16 protein-coding genes and 1 pseudogene are annotated in these 25478 nt (G+C 62.4%); 3 read left to right on the top strand and 14 right to left on the bottom strand.

The window, feature by feature from the left end:
- Positions 1–290 precede the first annotated feature (290 nt).
- On the top strand, positions 291–788 hold the full coding sequence (locus F1C16_RS20390) for an outer membrane beta-barrel protein (protein WP_185284428.1): 498 nt from the start codon (positions 291–293) through the stop codon (positions 786–788).
- A gap of 10 nt (positions 789–798) precedes the next feature.
- Here the strand turns inward: F1C16_RS20390 and F1C16_RS20385 are convergent, their stop codons facing one another.
- Positions 799–1677, bottom strand: coding sequence for an IS3 family transposase (locus F1C16_RS20385; protein WP_185284427.1), 879 nt, complete (start codon positions 1675–1677; stop codon positions 799–801).
- Positions 1674–1976 (bottom strand): transposase, encoded by a 303-nt coding sequence (locus F1C16_RS20380; protein WP_185284426.1) that lies wholly within the window; start codon positions 1974–1976, stop codon positions 1674–1676. Before F1C16_RS20380 ends, F1C16_RS20385 begins: the two co-directional genes overlap by 4 nt.
- 353 nt (positions 1977–2329) lie before the next feature.
- On the opposite strand from F1C16_RS20380, the gene F1C16_RS20375 reads away from it, so the two are divergent.
- Both F1C16_RS20375 and F1C16_RS20370 read left to right on the top strand, forming a co-directional pair.
- On the top strand, positions 2330–3178 hold the full coding sequence (locus F1C16_RS20375) for an IS110 family transposase (RefSeq protein WP_185284554.1): 849 nt from the start codon (positions 2330–2332) through the stop codon (positions 3176–3178).
- Positions 3175–3378, top strand: coding sequence for a hypothetical protein (locus F1C16_RS20370; protein ID WP_185284553.1), 204 nt, complete (start codon positions 3175–3177; stop codon positions 3376–3378). The genes F1C16_RS20375 and F1C16_RS20370 overlap by 4 nt, the downstream gene beginning before the upstream one ends.
- A 163-nt stretch (positions 3379–3541) precedes the next feature.
- Here the strand turns inward: F1C16_RS20370 and F1C16_RS20365 are convergent, their stop codons facing one another.
- The 12 genes and pseudogenes from F1C16_RS20365 to F1C16_RS20310 all read right to left on the bottom strand — a co-directional run bounded on the left by F1C16_RS20365 (position 3542) and on the right by F1C16_RS20310 (position 25473).
- Positions 3542–5617 carry a glycoside hydrolase family 2 protein gene (locus tag F1C16_RS20365; protein WP_185284552.1) on the bottom strand — a complete coding sequence of 692 codons (2076 nt, stop codon included), beginning with the start codon at positions 5615–5617 and terminating at the stop codon, positions 3542–3544.
- A gap of 135 nt (positions 5618–5752) precedes the next feature.
- Positions 5753–8062: a family 20 glycosylhydrolase gene (locus F1C16_RS20360; RefSeq protein WP_185284551.1), complete on the bottom strand. Its 2310-nt coding sequence runs from the start codon at positions 8060–8062 to the stop codon at positions 5753–5755.
- Positions 8063–8177: 115 nt separating this feature from the next.
- Positions 8178–9683: an alpha-L-fucosidase gene (locus tag F1C16_RS20355; protein ID WP_374940611.1), complete on the bottom strand. Its 1506-nt coding sequence runs from the start codon at positions 9681–9683 to the stop codon at positions 8178–8180.
- 222 nt (positions 9684–9905) lie between these two features.
- Positions 9906–11426 carry a sulfatase gene (locus F1C16_RS20350; protein WP_185284549.1) on the bottom strand — a complete coding sequence of 507 codons (1521 nt, stop codon included), beginning with the start codon at positions 11424–11426 and terminating at the stop codon, positions 9906–9908.
- 241 nt (positions 11427–11667) lie between these two features.
- The gene (locus F1C16_RS20345; RefSeq protein ID WP_185284548.1) at positions 11668–13344 is read right to left on the bottom strand and encodes a beta-N-acetylhexosaminidase; all 1677 of its coding nucleotides are present in this window, start codon (positions 13342–13344) and stop codon (positions 11668–11670) included.
- 277 nt (positions 13345–13621) lie between these two features.
- The gene (locus tag F1C16_RS20340; protein ID WP_258049161.1) at positions 13622–15253 is read right to left on the bottom strand and encodes a beta-N-acetylhexosaminidase; all 1632 of its coding nucleotides are present in this window, start codon (positions 15251–15253) and stop codon (positions 13622–13624) included.
- Positions 15254–15282: 29 nt separating this feature from the next.
- A pseudogene (locus tag F1C16_RS20335) lies at positions 15283–16714 on the bottom strand (alpha-L-fucosidase).
- 3 nt (positions 16715–16717) lie between these two features.
- Positions 16718–19243 carry a beta-N-acetylglucosaminidase domain-containing protein gene (locus F1C16_RS20330; protein ID WP_185284547.1) on the bottom strand — a complete coding sequence of 842 codons (2526 nt, stop codon included), beginning with the start codon at positions 19241–19243 and terminating at the stop codon, positions 16718–16720.
- Positions 19244–19297: 54 nt separating this feature from the next.
- Positions 19298–20839, bottom strand: coding sequence for a sulfatase (locus F1C16_RS20325; protein ID WP_185284546.1), 1542 nt, complete (start codon positions 20837–20839; stop codon positions 19298–19300).
- Between the two features lie 73 nt (positions 20840–20912).
- A complete protein-coding gene (locus F1C16_RS20320; protein ID WP_185284545.1) occupies positions 20913–22442 on the bottom strand; it encodes an arylsulfatase in 1530 nt (509 codons plus the stop codon).
- 52 nt (positions 22443–22494) lie between these two features.
- Entirely contained in the window at positions 22495–23367 is an 873-nt protein-coding gene (locus F1C16_RS20315) for a glycoside hydrolase family 16 protein (RefSeq protein ID WP_185284544.1), read from the bottom strand.
- Positions 23368–23478: 111 nt separating this feature from the next.
- On the bottom strand, positions 23479–25473 hold the full coding sequence (locus tag F1C16_RS20310) for a RagB/SusD family nutrient uptake outer membrane protein (RefSeq protein WP_185284543.1): 1995 nt from the start codon (positions 25471–25473) through the stop codon (positions 23479–23481).
- Positions 25474–25478: the final 5 nt, after the last annotated feature.

The raw sequence follows: 25478 nt of genomic DNA, 5'->3' as shown, positions 1-25478 counted from the left end.
TGGCCCTACTAGAAGTTCTGCAACAGCCACGTCCCTTTAATTAATGTTATAGGCCTACCAAGATTGCTACTACCTACTTATCAGTGTCTACCACATCTAGCTAAGCCCCAGAACCAAAGCCATAAAAGGAATTCAGCTGAGTTGACCGACTTCGCTGATTCTATGTCTACTTTGCCCGCTGTCTATATGATTCCTAGTGCTCTCTTGCAACGATTTAGAGCTTTTGTGATTCTTAGTCGAGACTACTGTTCACTAGCATCTTCTGTACTTATCCTTTTACCCCTCATTTTATGCTCACCCGATCCATTGGCATCTGCGCCACTTTACTAAGTATGCCCCTGCTTAGTCTCGCCCAAAGCGCTGAGGTAGCAGCACCTCGTTACTATGTTGGGCTTTCAGCCTCTACCAACTCCTATCAGCGCCAGAGCCGGGAGTTAGATAATAGTACGGTGCCCCCGCTGCAACTCACGCTCGGTTACCAACTGCGTCCCCGCTGGGCGGTGCAGGTAAGTGCCTCGTACAGTCACAGCCCCGGTTTCGTGATGAGCGCACTCTATGACATCAACGAAAACTATGTCGGCGAGTATAGCAACGCCTATCGCAATACGGCCTTGACCGTCACGGCGCTTGGGCGCTACACGCTGACGCGCGATCTGAGCCATCGCTTTCAACTGGATGCGCTCGGCGGCTTGACGTTCGATCACCTGACCCATCGACAAGAGGGGTACCTACCGGATGCGGTAACGGGAGAGCAGCGTTCCTTCGCCGGTCATTCCAAAACGACCTGAGGTGATCTAGCTAAGCCGCACAGAGTTGGGACGTAGTTTGAAATTGGGTTTCGAAGTGATTGGGGGATTGGTAGCCGAGGGCCGAATGGCGGCGCTCGGCGTTGTAATAAGCGAGATAGTGACTGATTTCCAGCCGGGCTTCTGCTAGGTTGCGGAAGCGGCCGCCGTCGAGCAACTCGGTTTTTAAGCGGCTCCAAAAGGACTCGGCGTGGGCGTTGTCGTAGCAGTTGCCCCGCCGACTCATGCTCTGCAAGGCCTCGTGGCGGGCTACTAAGGCCTTGAAGTTGGTGGCTGTGTACTGGCTGCCCTGGTCGGAATGGATGACCAAGCCCGCCGCGGGCTGGCGCACGGCCAAGGCGCGGCGCAACGCTTCGCTGACCAGGTCTTCGGGCATGGACTCGCGCACATCCCAGCCCACGACTTTACGCGAGTAGCGGTCCAGCCAGGTGGCCAGGTACAGCCACCCGCCGCCCTGTTTAGGCAGATACGTGATGTCGCCCACCCAGACCTGGTTGGGGGCCGTGGGCACTGGTTGACCCAGTAAGCGATTTGGCGCGGCGCGCACGTTTGGGTCGGAATCGGTGGTACGGGGCACAAAAGCGCGGGGCTGCTGGGCCCGCAAGCCGTGCGCTTTCAGCACGCGCCGGATGCGCCAGCGGCCCACAGGGTGCCCTTGGGCGTGCAACTCCGCTCGCAGGCGCCGGGTACCGTAGCGCGCCGAATGCCACTTAAACTCCTGGCGCACCGCTACTTGCCAAGCGGGCTCAGGGGCCGGCACTTGCCCCCGCTGCCACGCATAGTACGCGCTCGGGGCCACGCGCAGCACCTGACAGAGCTGGCGCACGGGCACCTGAGCCCGGCGTTGGGCGATATACTGATAAGTACTCACCGCGTTGGCTGGCTGAAGATGACCAAGGCTTTTTTTAAAATATCTAACTCCTGCTCCGCTCGTTTGAGCTGGGCGCGCAGCTGGCGCACTTCCGGGTCGCGAGCCACTTCCACACTGCCCACTTCGGCCACGAGTTGGGCCTGCTGCCAGCGGTAAAGTAGCTTGGGACTGATGCCCAACTGCTGGGCGGCCGCCTGCGTGCTGCGGCTCTCACTAGCCAGGCGCAGGGCCTCGGCTTTGAAGGCGTCGTCGTATTTGCGCCGTCTATCCGGCGTGGACTTGCTGCTTTTTACACTCATGACTCAGGAAATATACGTCCTGTTTCTGTGCGCCTAACCTAGACCACCTCATTTTGTGGCAATAGCCTTGTTGAAGTTCCCTAACGGGAATTTCTGTTCCTACTCTTGTATGATTGCACTGCCTTACTTTAGGCGGTAGCCAGAAAAGGAGACGGGGACATCATTTTTCCCTAACGGCGGCCTGCTTGGGTTGACCGTGTACAAAAGAGCCGGTGCTCCGTTTCCCGTTTTTGCCTGAAGACTGCACAGTATGGAGGGAGCCGGGCCTAGCTCATCGCATCCCGTATTTGTACAAGGAGAGTTGCGGTAAAAACTTGACTGGCTGAATGTTCAATTTCTTTTCCCATTCGTTTATGCCTGCTGCTTGCCCCTCTGCTGCCCCGCTCAAATACGTGGTGGGTATCGACATTGCCAAAGACACGTTTGTCGCCTGCTTCGGCCGAATCGACACTAGCCAGCGCCTGCACTTCCAGAAAGAAGTCACGTTTGCCAACTCGGCTACCGGCTTTGCGGACTTACTGGTCTGGACCAACAAGCAGCACGCGCCGGCAGTACCCCTCTGGTTTGTGGTCGAGGCCACGGGGGTGTACTACGAGGAGCTGGCCTATTTCCTGGCTGATAGGGCACAAGCATTGAGCGTGTTATTACCCAATAAGGTCAAGCATTTTGCGCAAAGCACGGAGCAGAAAAGCAAAACCGACCAACTCGATGCTCGTCTGCTCTGCCGCTTAGGCTTAGAGCGGGCCCTGCCTACCTGGCAGCCTCCCACGCCGGCTTTGCGTCAGCTGCGGGCCCTCTCCCGCGAGCGCCAGAGCCTGATTCAGCAGACCACCCGCCTTAAGACGCAACGCCATGCCTATCAGCACAGCTATCAGCCCGACACACGTACGCTAGCGCGCCTAACAGCCCGCCAACAACTACTTGAGCAGCAAGTGCAAGCGGTAGACCAGGACGTAGCCACGCTGCTGAAAGCGGAGCCCGAACTGGCGCGTAAGCTGGCCCAACTGACGAGTATACCCGGTATTGGGCTGACGACCGCCATTGCCGTGGTAGCCGAAACCAACGGTTTCGTACTGGTAGAAAACGAACGGCAACTCGCTTCCTACGCCGGCTTGGATGTGGTGCAGCGCCAAAGTGGCCTCTCTGCCGGAGCCACCTGCATCTCGCGCCGCGGCAACGGGCCCTCTATCTGCCGGCTGTGAGCAGTCTGCGTTTCAATCCGCAGCAAATGGCCTTTTACACCCGGCTGCGCGCTCGGCAGCCCAACGGCAAGCCTGGCGTGATTGCCGTCATGCGTAAACTGCTGCTACTCTGCTATTCGCTGTGGAAAAATGACTGCGTCTATGACCCCCACTACCACCCGGCCCACTGCCTGGAAAAAGAAGTAGCCCCAACCAGCTGACCGGTCGAGGCTACGCAGGATAAACCGAAAGGCCCTCCTTAAACAGCTCTAAAGGTAAAAAAACTTGCCCAATCCCTTGCTTTTTATCACAGTATCTTGCGCTACCCCGATATTGAACGCTGCGCGGGGCCTTGGGCTAAGCAGCAAGCCCCCTACCCTGCTACTACTGGCCCATCGGCTGTAGCTCGGGGCTGTTGGCGTAGAAGGACTTCTGACTGGCCACGTAGCCCGTGGGGCGCACCACCGTGATGATGCCGGCGCCGTCGAACTCGTCGTCAATCTCGAAGTCCAGCTTCTGGCCCGGCTTGATATCCGGCAGCTCGTAGGCTTTGGCGCCCTGCCAGTTGTCGGTTTTGCTCGACAGGTACACCTTATAGCCCTTCACGAGGTGCTGGGGCAGGCCCACGCTGCCAAAGATGAGCAGGCTGGCCTTGCCCTTCTTGCCCTGCTGGCGCAGCTGCTGCACCTCCAGCGGCGACGACATTTCGCGCAGCACCTGCATGGAGGGCTTGGGCTTGCCGTACATGTCGTAGATGCCGTGCACGCGGCGGCGGTACTTGTTTTTCTCGCTGGTGCCGGGGTAGTGGGTGCGGTAGTCGGTCAGGTCGAAGTAGATAGCACCCTCAATGTAGGGCTTGCTCTCGTAGATGGCCATGTGGTATACCAGATCCTGGATGCGCCGCTCGTCGCCGCCCCGGAAGTTGGGCTCTACCAAGCCGAACTCCGATATAAACAGCGGCTTATCGGGATAGGAAAGGTGCACGCTGTCGAGGTAGCTGTGAATCTGGCCCACGGGAATGGCCCACCAGCTGCCACCGTACTCGTTCATCATCAGGTAGTCGCCCAGGCTGCCGGCGTCGGGCGTGAAGTTGGGCTTGTTGTAGAAGCCCTGCGTGAGCGTGTTGCTCACGTAGGCCACGTGGCGCGACGGGTCCAGCTCCCGCGCCCGCGCCACCAGGTCCGTAATCATTTGCTTCATGTGGGCGTTGCGGCCGCGCAGCTCGTTGCCCGCGCCCCAGGAAAAGATGCTGGGGTAGTTGTACATGTTGCGCACCATCGTTTCCAGCTGCCGCATGGCAATGGTGCGGATAGTATCGTTGGAGGGCGTTTCTGGGCCCCAGAGCGGCACTTCCTGCTGCACCAGAATGCCGTTGCGGTCGCAAAAATCATAGAACACGTCGGACTGCTGGAAGTGCTGGCGGGTGAAGATGGCGTTCACGTCCTTCATCAGCTTGCCCTGCCGCCGGATTTCCGCTGCTGGCTCGGCAAAGCCGTAGTCGGGGTTCGAGCCGGCGGTCCATTCCACGCCCATCAGCTTCATGCGCTCGCCGTTGAGGTAGGTTTTGCCGCCCTCAAACTTCACCTCCCGGAAGCCGGTATTGGCGCTGATTTTATCCACGGCTTTGCGGCCGCTCAGCACCGCCACGTCGATGCGGTAGAGGTTGGGAAAGTCGAAGTGCCAGGGCTTCACCTGGGGTAGGGAATAGGAAAGCACCGCCTCGCCTTTTTTCCAGATGGCCTTGCCGGTCTTCTTCAGAATGACTTTTTTGGTGGCTTGGTTTTCCTCCGTGATGGTGACGGCAAAGCTCAGGTTGCGGGCGGCGGCTTCCGCCAGGCCCAGGCGCACTTCCAGCGTGCCGGAGCCGGTGCGCACGTCCAGCTTGGGCGCGGCGTGCAGGTAGCGCACGGCCGGCCGGCCGGTCACAATCAGGGCCACGGGGCGGATGATGCCGCCGTCGTTGGGCCAGTCAAAGGAGCTGCCGTAGGGTACTTTGTTGCGGCCGTAGTCGTTGTTTACGGCCACAGTGAGCGTGTTCTGCTGCCCTGCTTTCAGCTTGCCGGTCAGGTCGACGTAGAACTTGTCGAAGCCGTCGCCGATGTTCTCGCCCACCTGCTCGCCATTGAGGTAAACGTAGGCCGTGTGGTTCACGGCCCCGAATTCGAGCACTACGCTCTTGCTTTTCCAGCTGGCGGGCGCGGCCAGGTTTTTCTGGTACCAGCCCCAGCCGTAGTGGCGCTGGTTGTTGGGCTCCACGTTCCAGGTGTGGGGCAGCTGCACGGCGCGGGCCTGGGCCAGCGGGCGGGCGTACCACTGGCCCTGCCGGCCCTCGGCCTTTTTATCCACGGCAAACTGCCAGCCGCTGTTGAGCGCTATGGTGTCGCGCTGGGCAAAGGCCGGGGCCGCGCACAGGGCGATGAGCAGAAGAAGAAGAAGAAGAAGGATTTTACTTGGTTGCATGAATGGTTGGTTAGGTGTCTGTTTATTAATTCGTTATAGCAAACCTGTTCAGGCAATAGCCGGAAAATAGGCAGGTTGTCATGCGGCGCTTGTCGCCGCATGACGTTCTTTTTTACTTTTTGAATACCGTTGTCCCTACTTCACGATGATTTCGTCGGCAAAAATCCAGGGGGCTTTGCCTTCGCCGGGGTGGCCTTTGGGGTTGGCGCCCAGGTTTTTGGCCGTCACGCGCACGTAGCGCGCCTGCTGGGTAGGGAAGGAAGCCGTAAAGTCGCGGATGGTAGCATCCTTCTCGTCCACCGACACCTGGTTCTGCACCGTGCCTACCTCCTTGAAGTTCGTCCCGTCCGTGGACACCTCAAACTTCACTTGCCGGGGCATAAAAATCCAGTCGCGGTAGTTTTGCAGGCAGCCCAGCGTGAGGTTGCTCACCGCCTGCGGCGCGCCCAGATCCACGGTGGCTACCAGGTCGTTGCCGCTGAGGCCGTGCCAGTGCTTGCCCACCGCCGTGGTGCCGCGCACACCGTCGGTGAGCGAGTTGGGGCCTTCGGCCTGATAGTACTTGCTGATGGGGTTGCGGTAGGTGACGTTGCGGCCGATGGCCTTGTGCACGGCAAACGACTGCGCGGCCGGCACCACGCCCTTTACCTGGCCGTTGACGACCGTCACGGCCTTCAGCGTGACCGACGACGTGATGGGAACTGGGCCCCTGTACGCCGTGCTTTGCCCGGTTGGCTCGCTGCCGTCGAGGGTGTAGTAGATGGGCGCGCCCACCACTTCCGCCGAGAGAGCCACCGCCAGGGCCCCGTTTTGCGCTATGGGCTGGATGGCCACCGTGAAGTTGCCGGGGCTGTAATTAAGGCCGCGCTGCCCGAAGCCCTTGTAGTGGTAGGGCAGGCGGGCGCTGAAGCCCTCCCAGCTCCGCTTCTCCTTGGGCGACCACACCACCTCGGCCAGCGCCAGCATGCGGGGCAGCACCATGTACTCCACCTGGTTGACGGTGGTGATGTACTCGGTCCAGAGGTTGGCCTGCGCCCCCAGCACATGCTGGGCCTGCGCGGCCGTGAGCTCCTTGGGCACGGGCTCGTAGTCGTACACGTTTTTGAGGGTGTTGAAGCCGCCGATGGCCAGCGGCTCGCCCGCCGGCCCGGCCTGGTACTGGTCAAAATAGACGGGCTTGCCCGGGGTCATCACCACGTCGTGGCCCTGCCGGGCCGCCTCGATGCCGCCGCTCTCGCCGCGCCAGCTCATCACGGTGGCCTCGGGGGCCAGGCCACCCTCCAGAATCTCATCCCAGCCGATGATGCGGCGGCCCTTGCTCACCACGTACTTCTCGATGCGCTTGATGAAGTAGCTCTGCAGCTCGTCCTCGTCCTTGAGGCCCTCGCGCTTCATCAGGGCCTGGCAGCGGGCGCACTTCTTCCAGCTGGATTTGTCCACCTCGTCGCCGCCGATGTGGATGTACTTGCCCGGAAACAGGGCCATCGTTTCGTCCAGCACGTTCTCCAGAAAAGTGTAAACCGCCTCGTTGCCGGGGCAGTAGTTGGATGAGATGCCGGTGTAGTTGCCGCCGGTCAGCGGCAGCTGGGGCTTCTGCTCGCAGCTCAGCTCGGGGTAGGCGGCAATGGCCGAGGCCACGTGGCCGGGCATCTCTATCTCGGGTACCACCGTCACGTTGCGCGCGGCGGCATACGCCACAATTTCCCGTACCTGCTGCTGGGTGTAGTAGCCGCCGTAGGTGGGCGCCTGGCCGGGCTGGGCCTGGGGCCGCTGGTCCCAGGCTTTGTCGTTCTGGTCCACGCGCCAGGCGCCCACCTCCGTCAGCTTGGGGTACTGCTTGATTTGCAAGCGCCAGCCCGTGTCGTCAATCAGGTGCCAGTGAAAGCGGTTCATCTTGTAGCTGGCCAGCAGGTCGATGTACTCCTTCACGGCGGCGGGCGGGAAGAAATGGCGGCTCACGTCGAGGTGCATGCCGCGCCAGGCAAAGCGCGGGTAGTCCGTCACCTGCATGCTGGGCACCAGCAGGGCGGCGTTGGTGCGCACCTGGGGCAGGGTTTGCAGCAGCGACTGCATGCCGTAGAGGATGCCCGCCTTGGTGTTGGCGCTGATGCGGATGCCCTGCGGCGACACGGCCAGCTTATAGCCTTCCTCCCCCACGCCGGGCACGTTTTCGAGGCTGAGGCGAATGGCGTTGCTGGCCTTGCCCTTGCGGGGCAGCTCGTAGCCGGAAATGCGCTGGATGCAGCCGGCCAGGAAGTCGGCGGCCGGCGCCAGCTCCCGGCGCGCGTTGTCGAGCCGCACGGTGGTGCCGCCGTCGATGGTGAAGCCCCCCTGCCCCAGCTGCAGCTGCACGGGCTCCGGAACAATGCTGACTACGGGTTGCTGCTGGGCCAGTGCCAGCGACGGGGCTAGCAGAAGGAGGTAGAGGAGCGTTGAATTTTTCATGCTGTTGTACTGGTAATCAATTGATTTTTAATATTTTTGACACTTTTCCACGTCATCGTGCCGCGGCTTGGCAGGCGCCGGATGAAGCACGACGTTCTGCTTTTGCGCCCGGCCCTCAGTTCGTGGGGCCCTTGTACAGGCCCAGCTCCGAGAGGGTAGGGTTGAGCCGCGAGGAGAGAATGCGCAGCCGCACTTTGGAGGCCGTGACGGGCGCAAAGCGCAGCAGCCGCTTGTAGCCCACGGTGGTGCCCTCAGCCACCGGCTGCCACTGCCCCTGCTGCTGCACTTCCAACGCGAACCGCTCGATGCGCTGCCCCACGGCGATGTTTTCCTGTAGCAACAGCACGTCAAACGTCCGGCTTTCGGGCAGCGTCAGTTCCAGCACGGCCGCGGTATCGCGGCCGCTGGTGGTCCAGTAGGTGTTATACTTGCCGTCGAGCAGGGCCTGGGGGCGGCGGCCGGGCGCCTGCACGCGGGCGCCGGCGGCCAGGTTTTGGGTGAAGGTTTCGTCGCGGAGCTTCTTCCAGCCCTGCAGGGCCCGCACGTCGCTATCGTGAATAAGCCCGCGGGTGTCGGGCGGGATGTTGAGCAGCAGCACACCGTTGCGGCCCACGGAGTTGTAGTAGATATCCAGCAGCTTTTCCGGCGACTTCACCTGGTCGTTTTCGGCGGGGTGGTAAAACCAGCCGGGACGGATGGACACGTCCGTTTCGGCCGGATACCACGCCAGGCCCTTGGCGTTGCGAAGCTGCTCGCGGCCGCCCAGCACGGCGCCGCGCATGTCGCCCTGGGGCTTGAAGGCCACTGCCTGCTGCGACCCGGCCGCCACGGTGGCCTGGTCGAGGTTGTCGGCGGGCACCACGCTCCACTCAGTTTCGCGGCCGTAGCCCGTTTCGGTGCCTACCCAGCGCACGTCGGGGCCCATCACGGCAATGGTGGCCTGGGGCTGCAGTTTGCGGATGTGGGCGTACCAGCGCGCGAAGTCGTACTCCTGCTTTTTGCCGTTGGGCCCCTCGCCGTTGGCCCCGTCAAACCACACCTCGTCTACCTGCCCGTAGTTGGTGAGCAGCTCCGTGAGCTGGTTGATGAAGAAGTCGTTGTAGGCCGGGGTGCCGTACAGCGGCGAGTTCATATCCCAGGGCGAAAGGTAGATGCCAAACCCTACCCCCTCGGCGCGGCAGGCGTCGGCCACCTCCCGCACCACGTCGCCATGGCCGTTTTTCCAGGGGCTGTTTTTCACCGAGTGCTCGGTGTCCTTGCTGGGCCACAGGCAGAAGCCGTCGTGGTGCTTGGCCGTGAGAATCACCTGCTTGATGCCGGCCTCCTTGGCCACGCGCACCCACTGGCGGGCATCGAGCTGGGTGGGGTTGAAGATCTGCGAGCTTTCCTTGCCTGTGCCCCACTCGCGGTTGGTGAAGGTGTTGACGCCGAAGTGAAAGAAGGCCGTCAGCTCCAGCTGCTGCCAGCGCAGCTGCCGGGGGGCAGGCACCACGCGGGCCGCCTGCCGAATAATATCGGCCTCGGTGCTCTGCGGCGCAATAACGGCGTAGCTGCCGGCACTGGCCGCCGGGCGCTGGGCGCAGCCGGTGGCCAGCAGCAGGCCCGCCGCAAGCGCCGCCAAAAAAGCCGTAGAGACGCATCCTTGCGTCTTGTCGCTGCACGACTCGTTGAACGACGCGGTAGGCGCCGATTGGGGGTTTCTGTCAACGGTGAGACGCAAGGATGCGTCGCTACGGGGCGGTGAATGGGAGGGTCGGATCATGTGTATGGGTCTTTTGCGTTTTTAAGGGGGTAGGGCGGGCGAGGCGGGGAGCCCTACCCTGTTGCTGGTTTGCCTGGTGGCCTACCTGCCGGCCACCTCATCGGGGTAGGGCACGGGCTGGCCGGTGCTTTTGTAGAGGGGCAGCTGGGCATCCCAGGCTTTCAGCTTGCGGGTAAGCTCCTGGGCCAGCTGCCGGGTTTTCTTCGGGTTCGTGGCGACCAGGTTGTGCTGCTCGCCGAGGTCGTTTTTCAGATTATACAGCTCCAGGCGGCCCGGCTTGGCGAAGTACAGCAGCTTCCAGTCGCCCTGCCGGATGGCGCTCACGTAGCTGGTGATGCCGGCCGGGCCGGGGTACCACTTGTTGGGGTAGTGCCAGATCAGCGCCCGCTGGTTGTCGCGCTTGCCGGGGTGCCGCAGGTAGGGCACGAGGCTGCGGCCGTCCACCGGCTGCACGGTTTTGTAGTCCGCCACGCCCGCCATTTCCAGCAGGGTAGGGAAAAAATCCTCGATGATGAGGTACTGGCTGTTGACGGTGCCGGACCGGGTTACGCCGGGCCAGCGCACCAGCAGCGGCTCGCGCACGCCGCCCTCGTAGAGCGAGCCTTTGCCCGCCCGCAGGGGGTAGTTCTGCGTGTCGGGCGGACCGCTGCGCGGGTCTCGGGTCAGGCCCCCGTTGTCCGACATAAACACCACGATGGTGTTGTCGGTCAGCTTGCGCTCGTCCAGGTAGTCGAGCAGGCGGCCCAGGCTGGCGTCCATGCCTTCCACCAGGGCGGCGTAGGCGGCTTCGGGCCCGGCCAGGCCAGCTTGCAGGTACTTGTCGATGTAGCGCTTATCGGGGTCGAAGGGCAGGTGCACGGCGTAGTGGGCCAGGTAGAGGAAGAAGGGCTGGCGCCGGATCTGCGCCGTGTCCATCGCCTTGATGGCCTCCGTAGTCAGCGCGTCGGTCAGGAAGGTGCCGGTGTGCCAGTAGGGTTTCAGGCCCTGAACGGCCTTTTGCTCGTGGCGCAGGTTGCCGTATTCCTGCTCCGAGAGAAAGGAGGCGGGGTTACCGATGGCGCTACCCCCGATGTTCTTCTGAAAGCCCAGATTCAGAGGGTTGGCTCCCGGCGCGTCGTAGACGGAGAAGTGCGCCTTGCCCGACAGGATGGTGTAGTAGCCGGCCCGGCTGAGCAGCTCGGGCAGGGTGGTGGCGTGCACGCTGTAGGGCGCGCCGGGGGTAGGGCTCAGGCCGTTCATGTTCCACTGCGGGGGCTGCAGCTGGTCGTCGTCGAGGTGGTCGGTGCGCTGGTTTTTTACGCTGGTCCAGTTAGTGACGCGGTGGTGGGCGGCGTTCATGCCCGTCAGCAGGCTCACGCGCGTGGGCGTGCAGATGGAGGCCGCGTAGGCATTGGTGAACTTGACGCCCTGCCGCGCCAGCCGCGCCATATTGGGCGTATGAAACTTGCTGTTGGCAGGAGTCGGCTGCTCCCAAAAAGGCACCGAAGTATCCTGCCACCCCATATCATCCACCAGAAAGAAGATGATATTAGGCTGCTTCTGCTGCGCCCACGCCGGGGAGGTGGCAAAGAGTAGGAGGAGGAGGAAGATGGCTTTTTTCATGTGTTTCTGGTTGGGATGCGTGGTTCGTTCAGCCCCACCCCCGGCCCACCCTCGCTTGATGCGCGACTTCCTGCGGGGGAGGGGAGCCAGACGATGTACTAAGTAATAAGCTGGTAGTTTTCAGCTGCTAGCTGTTATCTTTCCACTTGACTAACAAGGATTTACATTCATGTTAATGTGCGCTTATTCCCAACTCACTACTTAACAGCTAACAGCCATCAGCTAACAGCTAAAAAGAAACCTACTGCCGGGTGGCTTCGTGGGTGCGGCTGCGGTAGTGGAGCGGGTGAAACCGGATGCCCTGCTGCTCCCAGCCACTGAAGTGGCCCTGGTTCAGGCGGTCGGTGAAGTTGTTGAAATTCTGCTTGTTGGGCGGGGTCCAGAGGGTTTCGGCGAAGGCGGGCAGGCGGGGCAGCAGCATGTATTCCAGGTGGCTCCGGGAGGAGATGAACTCGGTCCAGATGGCGAACTGCGCGCCCAGCACGTGCCGCTGCTCCGGGCCGCTGAGGGCGGCGGGCAGCGGGTTGTAGGCGTACACTTTTTCCAGGGTATTGATGGAGTACCTGCCCGCCAGCGGCTCGCCTTCGGGCCCGGCCTGGTAGCGGTTGAAGTAGAGCGGGTTGCTGGGCGACATCACCACATCGTGGCCCTGCCGGGCGGCGGCAATGCCGCCTTTCTCGCCGCGCCAGCTCATCACGGTGGCTTCCGGGGCCAGACCGCCTTCCAGAATCTCATCCCAGCCAATGATGCGGCGGCCCTTGCTGACCACGTATTTCTCGATGCGCTTGATGAAGTAGCTCTGCAGCTCGTCCTCGTCCCTGAGGCCTTCGCGCTGCATCAGGGCCTGGCAGCCGGCGCACTTTTTCCAGTCGTCTTTGTCTACCTCGTCGCCGCCGATGTGGAGGTACTGGCTCGGAAAAATGTCCATCACCTCGCTGAGCACGTCCTGCAAAAACACGAACACGCTGTCGTTGGCGGGACAGTAGTTGAGGTTGAAGCGGTCCTGCTGCATGCCGCCGCTCCACAGGGTAGCGTTGGGCACGGGCTGCGGGTGGGGCATGCAGGCCAGCCGGGGGTAGGCGGCCAAGGCCGCGCCGGAGTGGCCGGGCATCTCAATCTCGGGGACGACGGTGATGTTGCGCGCCTGGGCGTAGGCCACCACTTCCCGCGCCTGCGCCTGGGTGTAGTAGCCGCCGTAGGGGTAGGGCCGGCCCGTGAGCGGCGGCACGTAGGCCGAGTCGGGCTTGTAGAACACGCTGCCGGGGAGCTCCTGACGCCAGGCCCCTACCTTGGTCAGCCGGGGGTATTTTTTAATTTCCAGCCGCCAGCCCTCGTTGTCGGTCAGGTGCCAGTGGAAGGTGTTGATCTTGTAGAGGGCCAGCAAATCGAGGATTTCCTTGATGTCCTGGACGGTGTAGAAATGACGGCTCACGTCCAGCATCATGCCGCGCCAGGCAAAGCGCGGGGAATCAACGACTTCCATCGCCGGCACCGTCAGCGGGGCGTTGGTGCGCACGGGGGGTAGGGTTTGCCGCAGCGACTGCAGCCCGTAGAAAACGCCGGCCCGCGTGTTGCCTTTCACCACAATACCCGTAGGCGACACCCGCAGCTGGTAGCCCTCGTCGCCCAGGCCGGGCAGGCTGCCCAGGGCCAGCTCGATGGTGTAGGGCGTCTTTTTATTCAGCGGCAGGGTGTAGCCCGAAATATCCCGCACGTGGTCCGCCAGGTACTGCGCCAGCGCCGCCAGCTCCTTGTTGCCGCGCTTAAACTGAATGCTGGTGCGCTCGTCGAGCGTGAAGCTGCCCGGCTTCAGCTCCAAGCCAGCCGGCTGCGGAATAATGGGCGCCTGCTGCGCCTGTGCCCGGAAGCCAAGTCCGAGCAGGAGGTACAGAATCAGCAGACTACATTTATTTCTCATCAGTCATTCTTTATAACGGGCTGTTTTATAGCGATTTCGCGTGCCGTGCATCCCAGGGATGAAGCCCTGGGCTATGGAGCGGTTTCGTTCGCTGCATCCCAGGGCTGAAGTCCTGGGCTATGGAGCGGTTTCGTTCGCTGCGTCCCAGGGCTGAAGCCCTGGGCTACGGAGCGGTTTCGTCTTGTGCCCCGCTGATTAGCCCAGGGCTTCAGCCCTGGGACGCACGGCACGCGAAGCCGCTCCGTAGCCTGGGGTTTATCCCTGGGACGCACGGTTTTTACTGCGCTTTCTTCGCCTCCGCATCCGCGAGCGGGGCGAAGTAGATTCCCTTGCTCTCCCATACCTTCAGCAGCGGCAGCAGCGCCTTGCGGAACTGGTCGTAGTCCTTGCGGGCGGGGTTGGTCCAGCTTACCTCGGCGTAGGCGGCGATGCGCGGAAACACCTGGTAGTGCATCTCACCCCTGGTGGGCACCCACTCGCTCCACATCTGGCAGCCCGTGCCGATGATGTTGGCGTGGTACTCCTTGGCCAGCCCCTGCGGCACCGGGTCGAAGCCGTAGGCTTTTTGCAGCGGAATGGAGCTGTAGTCGTAGTCGAGGTAGGTCATGCCGTTGATTGAGTTGACCACCTGGTAGCCTTTGGAGGCGGCCTGGGTGATGAGCTTCACGTCGCCTTTCCAGAAATGCACCACCACGTTTTTGGCCAGCTCGGTTTCGGCGTTGGCGTCGGCTTTTTTCTCCTCGAAGTCGGGGTGGATGTTGATGCCCATAATCTCGTTCCAGCCCATCATGCGGCGGCCGTGCTGCTCAATGAACTGGGAAATGCCATTCGTGAACTGCACCTGCAGGTCGGCGTAGGTTTTGATGCCGTGCTCCTTCATGTAGGCATTCACCTGCGGCGACTTCTCCCAGGGCCCGTAGTCCACCTCGTCGCCCCCGATGTGGATGACCTTGGACGGGAACAGCGCAAACACCTCCAGCAGCACATCGCGCAAAAACTCCTGCACCTTGGGGCTGACCACGTTGTAGACGTCGAACGAGCGGCCGAACAGCACCGGCACCTCCACCTGCTCGTTTCGCGTGCCCAGCCAGGGGTAGGCGGCAAAGGCGGCGCTGGCGTGGCCCGGCATCTCTATCTCCGGCACGATGGTGATGTGGCGCTCGGCGGCGTAGGCTACCAGTTCCCGAACATCCTGCTGGGTGTAGAACCCGCCGTGCGGCTCGCCCGACTGCTTGGTGCTTTTCCATTTAGCGGGCCCTACCTGCGTGCTGCGGCGCGTGGCGCCTACCTCCGTCAGCTTGGGGTACTTCTTGATTTCGATGCGCCAGCCCTGGTCGTCTACCAGGTGCCAGTGGAAAGTGTTCATTTTCAGGCGGGCCATTTCGTCGAGCATCCGCTTCACCTCCTGCTTGCCTTTGAAGTGGCGGGCCTCATCCAGCATGAAGGCACGCCAGGCAAAGCGGGGCTGGTCTTCGATGGCCACGGCGGGCACAAAGGGGCTTTTGCCCGACGAGTCCACGGCCTGCAGCAGGCTCTGCACGCCGTAGTGCACGCCTGCGGCCGTGGCGGCCTGCACCGTTACCTGCTGGGGCGTCACGCTCAGCCGGTAGCCTTCGCTGCCCAGCGCGCCCGCCTGCTTGGGGCTCACCTCCAGGCTGATGCTGCCCTTCCTGGCCTTGCCGGCCGTGGTGGTCGGCCGCAGCGTATAGCGCTCCTGCAGAGCACGTTGCAGAAAGCCGGCTTCCCGCTCCGCCGCCGCGGCGTAGTAAATAGCCGGCGCGCTGCCGAGGTCGAACTGGCCCTTGCCCGCCACCAGGCGGTTGGGGCGCGGAATGATGTTAATTTCCTGCGCGCCCGCTTCCAGAACGGTCAGCAGAATCAGGCAGATAAGGGGGAGGAGCTTTTTCAAGAGAAGATGGTTTTAAACTATAATGAAGCTTACTTTTTAACAGGCTCAACCTGAAAAATGGTGAAGCTGGCAATGTCTGGCTCGGCCACCGACTCGTCTATTTGTAGCCTGAGCTTCGTGGCTACCACCGGCTCGTTGAGCAACTGGATGTACTTCTGCCCGATGGCGGTACCAGCAGCCACCGTTTGCCACTTGCCGCCGCCTACCTGCGCTTGTATGCTAAAGCGTCGTACGCGGTGGCCTTTTACAATGTCTTCCTGCAGCACGACCTGGTTTACCGGCTGCGCTTTGGGTAGGGCAATCTCCAGGCGTTTGCCTTTGCCTTTTGTCCTAGCCAGCGGATTGTTGAAGCGGCGTTTTATTTCCTCCCCAAACTCGCGCAGGCGCTTTACATCCGCGGCTGGCATCAGGCCGGCCGTGTCGGGCGTGAGGCCAAGCAGAAGCGTGGCGTTGCGGCCCACGGATTTATAGTACATGTCCACCAGGTCTGCGACCGGATAGATGTGCTTTTCGTCGCCGGGTTCCCAGAACCACTCGTGGCGGCCATTGTAGCCCCGCAAGGGTGCATCCGCCATGGCAGGCATCCAATACTGGCCCGTTGGGTCGCCGTGCTTGAGCAGTGCAAAGCCATCCTTCTGGAGGTTTTCGCCGGCCCCGGTGGAAACGTAAGGGAAGATGGCCCAGCACGGGTAGCCTACCGTGCCGCTCTCCGAGCCGCCCCAACGGGCTTCAGCCAGTTGGTCATTATGATAAAAGAGGCAGTTAGGCTGATATCTCTTAACAATGGGCAGCACGTCCGGCGCGCCTTTGTCGGGACTGCTGGCTCCGCCATCAAACCATATCTCGACTAACGGACCGTAACGGGTGCAGATTTCCTCCACCATGCCCTCCACCATTTTGTTGTAGTAGGCCTGACGACTCCTCTGCATCTGCCCGGTGCCGGCTACTTTAAAGTCGTGGACGCCGAAAAAAGAGTTCCAACGGATGCCCAGGTAGATACCCGGCTCCAGCCCGTGCTCCCGACAAGCATCCACAAACTCCCGCACAATATCGGCCTTCCCACTGCGCCATTTGAGTGCTTTCACCGAATAGGGATTCACCTCGGATGGCCAGAGAGCAAAGCCCGTTTCGTGGGTGGCCGTGAGGAGGGCAAACCGGGCGCCGGCCGCTTTGGCTGCCAGCACCCACTGCCTCCACATTCAGCCGGGTAGGATTGAATATGTTATAATCCGGCACGGGCGTGGTGCGGTTGCTCGGCTGATTGTAAGGCTGTCCATCGAACACGTGCAGGTCGTAGTGGAAGACTACCCCCAACTCCGCCTTTTGCCAAGCCAGCTGCTGACGGTTGGGCACGGGTATGCCCGGTTTCCCCTGCCCGAAAACAGCCGTACTCACCAGCGTAAGTGCCAGCGTCAGCCAGACAAGGTTTGAGTTTCTATATTTCGTCCGGACACTATTCATACCCTAGCTGGCGGGCTGGCGCACCAGCTCGTAGAGGCGCGCCGGCTGGCGGCCATCGGTGGAGAACGTCAGCGCCGACACGCTTTTCAGCTGTTCGGCCGGCAGCCGGATGTAGTCGTCGCTGCCGCGGTAGAGGGTCTGCTGCCGGCCGTTTTTGGTGCCGCTGATGGTGAGGGTGCCGCCGTTGGTTTTTGCCAGTACCGCCAGGTCCGCGCCCTTCAGCTCCGGCGGCAGCGTGACGGCCACCGGCTGCTGCTGAGTAAGCGGCTGGTAGGTGCGGATGCTGCCATCGTGGGCAAACACGGCCTGGTCGCTGCCGGTGGCGGGCTGCACCGCCAGCCGGAATTCCTTGAGGGAGAAGTTCTGCCGCTTAGCGGACGTGTTGCGCAGGCGCACGTAGCGGAGGGTAGGGTCGTTCAGGGGCACGCTGCCTTTGCCGCCCTGCTGGGTAGGCGTCAGCTGCACCCACTGCCGGCCATCCCGCGAAGCCTCGAACGTGCCCCAGGTGGGTAGGCTGTTGCTGCCCAGGCTGAAGTGCAGCCCGGTGGCCTGCAGGGCGGCGGCGGGCCGGAAGCCGATGTACTCGCCGCTGTCGAGGTAGGCCACCTCCAGCAGGGGCGAGTAGGCCAGGCCGGCGTTGCTGTAGAGCAGCGGCTGGCTGCCCAGCTTCTGGCTCTGGCTGTAGGCGGCGCTGGCCTCTTTCCCTACCCCCGCCGGGGTAGGGCTGCTGCCCAGCAGGTAGCTACCCGACTGCGCGAAGATTCCTTCAATAAAAGGCATGAGCACCAGGGAGCCCGTTTTGACGCCCGGCTGGTAGGGGTTCTGGTTGAGCGTCGCGTTCACGGTGGCCATGCTGTCGAGCACGGTTTCCAGGGGGAGGTAGGCGGCCCAGGTGGCGGCCGGCTGGTGGGCGGTGTGGTGCTCGGCCACGGTCAGGGCGTGCTGGCCGGCGCGGCCCAGCAGCGCAAACTGCAGCAGCCACGGCGCCAGCTGCTCCGTCAGCCGGGCGTTCTGGCCGTTGCTTCTGATGGCGGCAGGAGCCTTCGCTATCCGCCCAAACTCCTCCCCGATGCGCTTGCCCGCCTCGGTGGCGTACTGCCCCTTCTGGTAGGCTTCCTGAAACGTGCGCAGGTAGGGCGCCAGCGCCGCCGACTCGTCGCGGCGGTAGCGGTGGCCGTTGGGGCCGGGGTCGCTGTTGTGGGCACTGAACGTCCGGAAGGCCTCGGCAGCGCCGGGCAGCACGTACTCACTGGCAGCCTCCCAGGCCCGCTGCGGGTCGTAGGCCTGCATGTTCCAGCTGTAGAGCGCCACGCCGAAGATGGCCGGCTTCGAGGCTTCCGCCTTGTCCATGGGGTTGGTCACGAAGCCCGACATATCCGCCGCCGCCTGCGTATCGAGGCCGTAGGAGGGGCCCATCAAGAGGTGGTTGCGCACGTAGTCGCTCACCGGGAAGTTCCACCACACAAAGGCCGGGCGCTGAATGCGCTTGTTGACCCATTCCAGCCCTTCCCGGGTGATGTCGTCCACTACTTTGTTGCCGGTCCACATCACCCGGATGGCCGGGTCAAGGTGCTGGCCCAGGATGTCGAGGTAAGTGCCGGGCGTTTTGTTGGCCCAGCTCTTGTTGTACTCGGTGGGGCACATGATGAGCGGGGCCACGTCCTTTTTGGCATTGATGAACTGGCGCTGCAAAAAGTTGAGCACGTTGGCCTGCATCCGGGCATCGGTACCCGCGCCGGAAATGTCGTCGAAGAACACGGCAAAGGCGCGCACGCCCAGGTCGTACATCATCCCAAACTTGGCCCGAATGGCGCTGCTGTCGGCCTGGTTCCACTGAATATCCTTGCCGGGGTGGATGGCCCACACGAAATCCACCTTGTTGCGGCGGGCCTCCTGCACCAGCTCCCGCAGGTGTTCGGCCTCCGCCGCAGGGTAGGGCTTGCGCCAGTTGGGCGAGGAGTGGTAGGGGTCGTCCTTGGGGCCGTAGATGTACGTGTTCAGCTTCAGCCGGCCGTAGAAGCGCAGCTGCTCCAGGCGGTCTTGGTGGCTCCAGGGCTCCCCGTAGAAGCCTTCCACCGTGCCGCGGTACGCCACGTCGGGGTAGTCGGTGATGGTGCCTTCGGGCAGGGTCACGCGGCCGGCCGCATCCTTCTGGGCCAGCTGCCGCAGCGTCTGCGCGGCGTAAAACACGGCGCGGTCGTCGTAGGCTTCGATGGTGATGCGGGCCGGCGTGAGGCGGAGCGTGTAGGCGCCCGAGCGCTGCTGGCGGGCATCCCCGCCTTTCAGCCGCACCACCTGCAGCCGCGGCCCTTTCTGGCCGGCCTGCGGCGGGGCCAACTCCTGCAGCAGCTGCCGGGTAGGGGCTTCGCCCTGAGGCAACCCTTTGATTTGCAGGGCACCCGCCACGGGAAAGCGCTTCGGCCCTACCTCGCTTTGGTGGGGGGTAGGGTACATGGCCTGCGCCCAGGCGCCGGGGCCGGCTAACAGGAAAAGCACGACGGCCAGGTAGCGGATCGTTTCTTTCGACATTATCAATAGGGTTAACGCAAGGCGTTGGGTAGGTTGTGGGGGCCGGGGTACTGGCTACCGGGCGGCGGTTTTCGCCGTCATCAGCTGCCGGGCTTCGTCATCTTCGTATTTGTCAATCAGGCTGCTGAGCTGCTTTTTCAGGTCAGTCGTTATCTTCTCGTAGCCTTTCTGGCCGTAGAGGTTGCGCATTTCCTGCGGGTCCTTTTGCAGGTCGTACAGCTCCCAGTCGTTCACGCGCTTGTAGAAGCGGATGAGCTTGTAGCGCCGGGTGCGGACGCCAAACTGCGGCGACACGGCGTGCTCGCCGTTTTCGTAGTAGTGGTAGTACATGGCGTCGCGGCCCTTGGCCTTGGCGCCCGTTAGCAGCGGCAGCATTGACTCGCCCTGCATGTCTGGAGGCACGGGCAGGCCGGCGGCCTGGAGCATGGTAGGGGCGATGTCGAGGTTCAGCACGAAGGCATCGGACACGGTGCCGGGCCGTACCACGCCGGGGTAGCGCATCACCATGGGCGTGCGGAACGACTCCTCGTACATCCAGCGCTTGTCAAACCAGCCGTGCTCGCCCAGGTAAAAGCCCTGGTCGGAGAGGTAAATCACGATGGTGTTGTCTTTCAGCTGGTGGTTGTCGAGGTAGGAAAGCGTGCGGCCGATGTTGCGGTCCAGGGAGGCGGCCGTGCTCAGGTAGTCGCGCATGTAGCGCTGAAACTTCCACTCGGCCAGCGCCTTACCGGTGAGCTTGCGGGCATCCAGGTCCTTTTTGATGGGCTCGTAATAAGCCCGGAACCTGGCCTGCTGGGCGGCGTTCATGCGCTTCACGGCGCCCTCGCGCACGCTGTCGTAGCTGGCAAACATCTTCAGGTCGTAGCCCATCTGCATGTCTTTGGCGATGGACATTTCCTGCTGCTGGGCGGCCTTGCGCCCGGCGTAGGTGTCGTAGAAGGTGGGCGGAATGGGAAAGGTCTTGCCGTCGAAGCGGCCGTAGTCCTGCTCATCCGGCAGCCACACGCGGTGGGTGGCCTTGTGCCCAATCACTAGGCAGAAGGGCTTGTCTTTGTCGCGCTGGTCGAGCCAGCTCTCGGCCAGATCCTCGGTCACGGTGCTCACGTAGCCCTCGATGCGCTTGGTACTGCCGTCCATCATCAGGAAGTCGGGGTTGTAGTACTCGCCCTGCCCCGGCAGCACCTGCCAGTGGTCGAAGCCCTCCAGCTTGTGGCCCAGGTGGTACTTGCCAATCCAGGCGGTCTGGTAGCCGCCCTTGCGCAGCTCCTTGGCAAAGGAGTTCTGGCGGGGGTCGAAGCTGGAGGTTTCGTTGTCTTTGTAGCCGTTTTTGTTGCTGTACTTCCCCGTCAGAATTACGGCCCGGCTGGGGCCGCAGATGGAGTTGGTGACGTAGGCCTTATCAAACCGCACACCTTCTTTAGCAATGCGGTCGATGGCGGGCGTCGGCATCAGTCCCTGCCCGTAGGCGCTGATGGCTTGGTAGGCGTGGTCGTCGGAGACGATGATGATGATGTTGGGCTTTTTCGGGGCCGGCTGCTGGGCTACCGCCAGGTAGGGGCCACACAGCAGGGTGATAAATACAAGCAGGTGTTTCATAGGGTAGGGTTTTCTAAGAATAAACAGAGACCACAGGTTGCGCGGCAAAAAGCGGATCAGCAGCGCCGGCTGGCTACTTTTGCTCTTTATTTTTGGTAATTCGTTGTAGCTCAGCCGCCATCTGCTGCACCCTGTCGGGGTGCTGGGTGGCCAGATTATTTCGCTCCCCGATATCTTCCCGCAGGTGATAGAGCTGGGGCTCGGGCGCGTTGCCGGTTTCAATGCCGGTCAGCGGGTTGTAGGCCGCCAGCTGGCTGGGCTTGATGTACTTCCAACCGTCCTGCACCAGCGCCAGGGTAGCGCCCTGCTCCACCAGTTGCCGGCGGCCTTTAGTGGATTTGCCCAGCAGCACGGGCAGCATATTCTGGCTATCGGGCGCGTCGCCGGGCGGGAGGGGTAGGCGCAGCAGCGCGGCAAAGGAGGCCAGCAGATCCAGCTGGCACACCAGCGCCTCCGATACGCCGGGCTTCACCTGGCGAGGCCAGCGCAGCATAAACGGCACGCGCGTGCCGCCCTCAAAGGCGCTGTACTTGCCCCCGCGCAACGGGCCGGCGGGCAGGTGGCCGTTCTGCCGGGTCACGGCCTCGTCCTGGTAGCCGTCGTCCAGCACCGGGCCGTTGTCGCTGCTGAAGATGAGGATGGTATTGTCGGCCAGCCCCGCTTCCTCCAGCTGCTGCATGATCTGGCCTACCGTCCAGTCGAGCTGCAGGATGGCGTCGCCGCGGTAGCCCAGCGCGCTCTGGCCCTTAAACATAGTAGCCGGCATACGCGGCACGTGCGGCTCGGTGAGGGAGAAGTACAGAAAGAAGGGCTGGCGCTGGTGGCTGGCAATGAAGTCTTTAGCTTTGGCGAGGAAGGTGGTCGAGATTTCCTCGTCCACCCAGCGGGCCTTGTGGCCGCCCTGCATGTAGCCGATGCGGCCAATGCCGTTCACAATCGTGTTGTCGTGCCCGTGCCGGGGCGAGGCCTGCATCTTCAGCAGCTCCGGGTTTTCGCGGCCGGTGGGGTCGTTGCCTACCTTGCGCTGGTAGTCCACGGCAATGGGGTCGGCCGGCTCCAGGGCCAGCACGCGGCCGTTTTCCATAAACACGGTCGGCACGCGGTCGGCCGTGGCCGGAAAGATAAAGCTGTAGTCGAAGCCTACCTCGTTGGGTCCCGGCGACACGGCCTGGTTCCATTTCTTGTTCACCGCCGTACCCAGGCCCAGGTGCCACTTCCCCACAATGGCCGTGGCGTAGCCGGCTCGCTGAAACAGCTTCGGCAGGGTGGTTTTGTCGGTGGGCACAATTAGGGCCGCGTCGCCGGGCAGGATGCCCGTGCCGGACTGGCGCCAGGGGTATGCGCCCGTCATCAGGGCGTAGCGCGAGGGGGTGCAGGTGGCCGAGGTGGCGTGCGCATCGGTGAAGCGCAGGCCCTGGCTGGCCAGCCGGTCGAGGGCGGGCGTGCGGATTTGGGTGGCCCCGTAGCAGCTCACATCTCCGTAGCCCAGGTCGTCGGCGTAGATGTAGATGACGTTGGGCCGCGGCCGGGCCGCCGCCCCGGCGCCCCAGAGCAGCAGCGGCAGCAACACCACGAGCACATTTCCACTTGATTTTCTCAGCATATCGTTCGCTTTTTACTACCCTACCCCTACCCCTACCCCTACCCCCTACCCCCTACAAGGAGGCGCGGCGCTGGTCCTTTTGCTGGTACACGCGCACCCAGTCCACCACCATCTGCACGGGCAGGTCCTCCTCCTTGATTTTCCCTGCCCAGCTGCCGCCCAAAGCCTGGTCCAGGATGATGAAAAAGTCCTCATCAAACGGCCACTGGCTGGGGTCTACGCCCGTCACTTTGGGGTAGGTGAAGGTCTTGCGGCCGTTCACGAAGAAGTCCAGTCGGTCGGGGTACCATTCCACCCCGTACACGTTGTACTCGCCTACCTCAAAGGGGGCGGTGGAAAAGTACAGGGGGTTGTTCTTTTGGTTCAGACGGTCGATGTAGCCGCTGTGCAGGGTCTGGTAGAAGACGGAGTCGTAGTTGAGCTGCTCCATGATGTCGATTTCGCCGCTGTAGGGCCAGCCGCCGTATTTGGCCGCTTGCGGCATCATCCAGATGGCCGGCCACGAGCCCTTGCCTTTGTCTAGCTTGGCCCGCACCTCTACCCTACCGTACTTGAAGGCAAACTTGTCTTTGGTCTGAATACAGGCCGTTTTGTACTTGACGGTGTCCGTCGGGTCGCGGTTCACGATGCCGCGCATATAAAGCTGGCCGCCCTGCACGAAGGTAGTAGCCAGCGTATCGGCGCAGTAGCAGGCCCAGTCGGCCTTCTTGCGCGGGGCGAAGCCCCACTTGGCCGGGTCGGGGGCGCCGTCCTTTTCAAACTCATCGGCCCAGATCAGCTTCCAGTCCGATGCCTTGCCTTGGAGCGCCAGCTCCTTGTGGGCGCAGCCGCCCAGCAGCGTTGTACCGGCTGCCAGCAGCAGCAGCGCAGCGCCCTGCCGCATACGCAGCCTTACATGATGTACACCCAGGTTTTTCTCTATCATTTCAACGATGGTTTAAAACCCTACAGGGCCTAAAAATCTGCCGCCGCCCTTCACCGCATACAGAGGTAAAAAGAGCGGCGGCAGAGAAAGTATAGCAAGGGTAGGGCGACGCTATTCGCGGGCGCCCACGTTGGCCTCCAGCGGCCAGCCCGGGTTCTGGTATATCACCGAGCTGTTCGCGTCGCTGTTGGACGACGTGATCAGGAAGTGCTGAACGGCAATCGGGTCGAGGTAGTGGGCGTAGGCCCAGCGGTAGCCGTCGCGCACCAGGTTGGTGTTGGCCAGAACGATGCGGTAGGGCCGCAGGTAGAGGCTTTCCGACTTCTTCGACACGTTGGCCGTTTTGCCGGGCGTGCCGGCCTCAATCAGCTGCGTGGCGCCCTTGCTGTCGGTATACCAAGCCTGCATGGGGCCCCAGAGCTTGAATCCCTCAATGATGTAAGGCGTAGCTTTGAGCTGATCCAGGGCCCTCCAGCGCTTCAGGTCGGTATAGCGCATGCCCTCGGCAATGAACTCGTCGCGGCGCTCCCGGCGGATGTTGTAGAGGGTAGGGTCCATGAGCAGACGACCGGCCGAGTAGGCGGCAAAGTCGTTTTTCGCTTCCTGCTCCATGTTGGTGGCTGCCACCGTCACCTTGTAGTCGGTGTTTACGCCGGCCCGCTGGCGCAGGGCGCGCCAGTACTTATCGGCCGTGGCGTTGATGGTTTTCTCCTTCAGGTACGACGCTTCAATGTAGTTCAGGTAGGCCTCGGCCCCCCGGAACACAATGCTGCCCGTGGAGCCCATGCTGCCCACCGTTTGCGCAAACAGGTACGACACCCCCTTCTTCACGCTGTAGCCCGTCACGTCGCGGGTTTCCTGCAGCCCGGTAACGTCGGGGTAGGCAATCAGGACAGGCGAGCCGTCGGCGTTGGTGCGGTCGGTGAGGCGTACTTCGCCGGGCGCTTTCATAAACAGCTGCAGGCGGTTGTCGCGGTCCGTCTTCACGTCCTTGATGAAGTCGTCGCCCTTGTAGCCGGAAGCATTGGCATAAATAGGCAAACCATTCTTCATCAGGAAGTTATCTACCAATCCCCGGGTGTAGCCGGTGTTGCCACCGTTCTGGTTGAGGTAGTGGTTCACGTTGTTGTTGATGCCCAGGGTAGGGTCGTACTGACGCCACATGATCACCTCTGAGTACTTCTCCATGTTCGGATCCGAGAACATAGTGAAGTAGGGGTTAGAGGAGGAGTTGTAGCCGTTGTCCTGCACATTATTTACCAGCGGCACGGCATCGGCTACTAGCTTCGCCGATTCCATCGCCTGGGTCAGGAAGTAGTCGATTTCGCTGTCCAGGTTGATGGTGAAGTTCTCCACCTTGCCCGCACCGGGCCAGCCCGAGCCGCCGGGCACCTGCGCCGTACCACGGTGGTAGGTGAGCCAGGAGGCCTCGTGCAGCGCCACGCGCGACTTCAACAACAGGGCGGCGTTTTTGCTGACGCGGTTTTTGCCGCCGGGAGGCGCCGTTTGCAGCAGCATAATGGCCGAGTCCAGATCGGAGATGATAAAGCGCGCTACCTCGTTGCGCGGGCGGCGCTTCGAGGCGGCCGTCAGCTCCGCGGCCTTGTCGGGCAGGGTGCGGCGGATGATGGGGAAGTCGCCCAGGGCCTGCACCTTGTTGAAGTACTCGTAGGCCCGCAGGAAGTAGCCCTCGCCCACGTAATGGGTGACGTTGGTGGCCGTACCCGTGATTTTACCACTTTTCCAGCGTGGCACTACCGTTTCCAGGTAGTAGTTCATCTGCCGGATGTTGCCGAAATCCCAGCTGCCCCCCGACTGCGGCACGCGCCACTCGCCCGGCACCCAGCGCGTTGCGTAGGTGCTGGCGGCTTGGTTGTCGGTGTGGTTGTCGTTGCCGAACGTGCCCACGTTGAAGCCGCTGTGGGTCGGAAACATGCCGTAGCGCGCTACGGTGAAGGCGGCCAGGTCGGCCTCGCCGGTGAAGTAGTTGGAGGGCGTCACGCTGGAGAGCGGCTCGCGGTCCAGAAACTCGTTGCAGCCGGCCAGCCCCCATACGGCCAGCAGCGCTACCGCGCCGGCCTTTTTGGTGTGCATTATTTTTTTCATGCTGG

The sequence above is a fragment of the Hymenobacter sp. NBH84 genome (assembly GCF_014217645.1).
In the GTDB taxonomy this organism is placed as follows: domain Bacteria; phylum Bacteroidota; class Bacteroidia; order Cytophagales; family Hymenobacteraceae; genus Hymenobacter; species Hymenobacter profundi.
This window is presented reverse-complemented; position numbering and strand designations above follow the sequence as displayed.